This window comes from Arthrobacter sp. SPT-J7 (assembly GCF_059089965.1).
Genome location: NZ_JBNHFF010000287.1, coordinates 1 through 3,584 on the forward strand (window position 1 = coordinate 1; position 3,584 = coordinate 3,584).

Annotated in this window: 2 protein-coding genes and 1 tRNA gene; all 3 read right to left on the reverse strand. The window is 63.9% G+C overall.

What is annotated here, in order from left to right; translation table 11 throughout:
* Positions 1-15: 15 nt before the first annotated feature.
* Positions 16-92 (reverse strand) — tRNA-Pro (locus AC5RWX_RS31435).
* A gap of 72 nt (positions 93-164) precedes the next feature.
* Positions 165-1,991, reverse strand: coding sequence for an ABC transporter ATP-binding protein (locus tag AC5RWX_RS31440; protein ID WP_494100112.1), 1,827 nt, complete (start codon positions 1,989-1,991; stop codon positions 165-167).
* A partial coding sequence (locus AC5RWX_RS31445; RefSeq protein WP_494100113.1) for an ABC transporter ATP-binding protein occupies positions 1,988-3,584 on the reverse strand: 1,597 nt, incomplete at its 5' end. The genes AC5RWX_RS31440 and AC5RWX_RS31445, both read right to left, overlap by 4 nt.

The window sequence follows — 3,584 nt, forward strand, 5'->3', positions numbered from 1 at the left end:
AGGCCCTCTTCCGTTTGGTCGGGATGACAGGATTTGAACCTGCGACCTCTTCGTCCCGAACGAAGCGCGCTACCAAGCTGCGCTACATCCCGATCCGCTGCAAAAGCAACTTTACAAGAATAGCCGATTGGGGTGCCTGATGCGAAATCCGCCGTCGTGGTCGGTCAGACCAGGGAGTCCTTCCATGCCCCGTGCAGGTCGGCGAAGCGTCCGCCTCCATTAATCAGGTCCGCGGGCGAGCCGTCCTCCACAATCCGGCCGTCGTGAACCACCAGCACACGGTCCGCCGTCTCCACCGTAGACAACCGGTGGGCAATGATCAGGGCGGTCCTGCGGGCAGTGTCCGTGCCCGCCAGCAGCCGGGCCAGGCCGCTCTGCACCAGCCTTTCCGAGGGGATGTCCAGCGAGGACGTGGCCTCGTCCAGGATCAGCACCGCAGGGCGGGCCAGGAACGCCCGGGCGAAGCTGATGAGCTGGCGTTGCCCGGAGGAAACCCGGCCGCCGCGCTTGTTGACATCCGTGTCATAGCCCTCAGGGAGATCAAGGATGAATTCGTGCGCACCCACGGCCTTGGCTGCTTCCTCAATTTCGGCGCGCGACGCTTCCGGCCGGCCCAGGGCGATGTTGTCCGCAACCGAACCGCTGAAGAGGAAGGCCTCCTGGGTAACCATCACAATGTTCCGCCTCAGGTCCGCAGTGCTGAGGTTGCGGAGGTCCACCCCGTCCAGGGTGAGGGAGCCTGACGAAACGTCGTAAAAGCGGGCTATCAGCTTGGCCAGCGTGGATTTTCCGGCTCCGGTCTGCCCCACCAGGGCAACAGTCTGGCCCGCGGGGATATGCAGGTTCAACGTGGGAACGATGACCGGCCCGTCGCCGTAACGGAATTGCACGTCCTTGAAGGCGATCGTGCCCCTGGCCTTCTTCAGGGCTACAGGGTTTTTGGGCGGCCGGACTGTGGGGACTTCCTCCAGGAGACCTGACACTTTTTCCAACGCCGCCTGCGCACTTTGGAAGGAGTTGTAGAACATTGCCATTTGATCCACCGGCTGGAAGAACCTCTTGGTGGAAAGGATAAGGGCCAGCAGCACACCCACCGCAAGATCGCCCGTAAGGACGCGGAATCCGCCGAAGAGCAGGACCACGGCCACGCAGACGTTGCCGATGAGCACCAGCCCCGGCTGGAAGATCCCGTTGAGGTTGATGGACCGGACGGTCACCAGCCTGTAGTCCTCCGCGAGTTTCCCGTAGCGTTCGGCGTTTTCCCGTTCCTTGCGGAAGGCTTTCACTGCCCGGATCCCGGTCATCGTCTCCACGAAGTGCACGATCAGTCGCGCAGACACCACCCGGGACTCCCGGAAGGCAATCTGGGAGTGCTTTTGGTACCAGCGGGCCAGGAAGTACATGGGTACGCCCGCGGCGAGCACCAGCAGGCCGCTGCGCCAGTCCAGGGCGAACACTGTTATTGCGGTGAAAATCATGAAAAGGAGGCCAGACGCCAAGGAGCTGATGCCGGAATCGAGGAGCTCGCGGAGAGCCTCCAGGTCTGAGGTCTGTCGGGCAATAATTCGGCCGGACGTGTACTTTTCGTGGAACTCAAGGCTCAACCGCTGGGTGTGCCGGAAAACCCGGAGGCGCAGGTCAAGCAGCATGGCCTGGCTCAGCTTGGCCGTGGAGGTCACGTAGAGGGCGGTGAGCCCCGCCGTCGCGATTGCTGCCAGCAGATACGCGACGCCGGTGAGCACCAGGGGCAGGTTGTCCCCGGCCTGCAGGGCGGGCAGCGCGTTGTCGATGCCGAAAGCGATCAACGCCGGACCGGCCACCCGGGCCGCCTGTGAGAGGACCACGGTGGCTATTGTCAGCCAGAACCGCAGCCGCACCGGCCGGATGAGGGAACGCAACAGTGCCAGCGACCGCCGTCGTACCGCCCTGCTGTCGCTCTTGCTGAGGTGCGGGTTGTCTTCGTTGGCGGTGCCAAAGGTTGCTGTGCTCATCGGGTTATTTCCTCTGCCCGGTCCTCAAGGGCCGACAGCTCGGAGTCCAGGTCCCGCGGTTCCTGGTCAAGGCTGGCGATGACGTAGCGGTAATGGTCGTTGCCGGCCAGAAGTTCCGTGTGGGTTCCAACCGCGGCGATGCGCCCGTCCTCCAACAGCGCCACCCGGTCCGCCAAAGCAACCGTGGAGGGCCGGTGGGCCACGATCAGCGTGGTGGTGTCCTTCAGCACCGCGCGAAGCCGCGTTTCCACCAGTTCCTCGGTGTGTACATCCAGGGCGGACAGCGGGTCATCCAACACCAGTACCTTCGGGTGTGCGGCAATGGCGCGGGCCAGGGCGATGCGCTGCCGCTGTCCGCCGGACAGGCTAAGACCTTCCTCTCCGATGAGGGTGTCCAGCCCCTCGGGCAGGGAATATGCGAAGTGTGCCTGCGCCACGTCCAGGGCCTCCTCGAGAACAGCATCACTGCGGAGCGGGGCGCCCAGCAGAACGTTGTCCCGTACGGAATTGGAGAACAGGGTGGTGTCCTCAAAGGCGACTCCGACGATCCGGCGGAGATCCTCGACGTCGAAGTCCCGCAGGTCCACGCCGTCGATGCTGATGGAGCCGTCCGTGACGTCATACAGCCGCGGTACGAGCTGGATCAGGGCGCTCTTGCCGCTTCCGGTGATTCCCACAAGGGCCATCGTCTCGCCGGGGCGGAGGTCGAGGTTGATCTCCTTCAGGATTGGCTTGTCCGGAGCGTCCTCGAAGGCGAACGTGGCGTTGTTGAAGTGCAGAGCACCAGCGATGTGCCCGGGCCGCAGGGGTTCAGGGGGGCTTGTAATGCTGTTGACAGAATCCATCACTTCGAAGTGGCGGTCGACGGCGGTTTTAGCGGTGAGGGCCATGGCCAGCAGCATGCCCGAGAACTCAACGGGGGAGGCGATGACGGCTGCGGTGGCAAAGAAGGCCACCAGCGCACCAATGCTCAGCTCACCGCTGGCGCACAGCATCACGCCCACCACGAGTCCCGCTCCAAGGGCGAGCTCCGGCAGCAAGGTAACCACCATGGTGAAGGTTGCCTGCTGGCGTGCCTTGTCAATTTCCGTCTGGCGCAGTTCCTCGGCCTGTTCCTCGAAGTTTTCGAGGGCTTCGCGGCTACGGCCGAAGGCTTTGAGGACGCGGATTCCGTGGACGGACTCCTCAACGGTGGTGGCAAGGTCGCCTGCCTGGTCCTGGCTGCGGCGGGCCACCCTGCTGAAGCGGGTCCGGAACCTGAAGCTGCAGGCCATGATGGGCACAGCGGCGGCGAGGAAGATGAGGGCAAGTTGCCAGCTCATGGCGAACATCACGCCAATGCCAATGATCACCGTGAGGGTGGTGACCACGAGCATGATGGCACCGAAGGCCATCCAGCGGCGCAGGAAGTTCAGGTCGGTCATGGCGCGGGAGAGCAGCTGCCCGGATCCCCAGCGGTCGTGGAATGAAACAGTGAGGTCCTGCAGGTGGTCGTACAGCGAAATCCGCATCCGGGTTTCCACGGAAGTGGCCGGATTGATAACGAACTGCCTGCGGAGGGCCACCAGCCCGGCCTCCGCCACTCCCAGTACC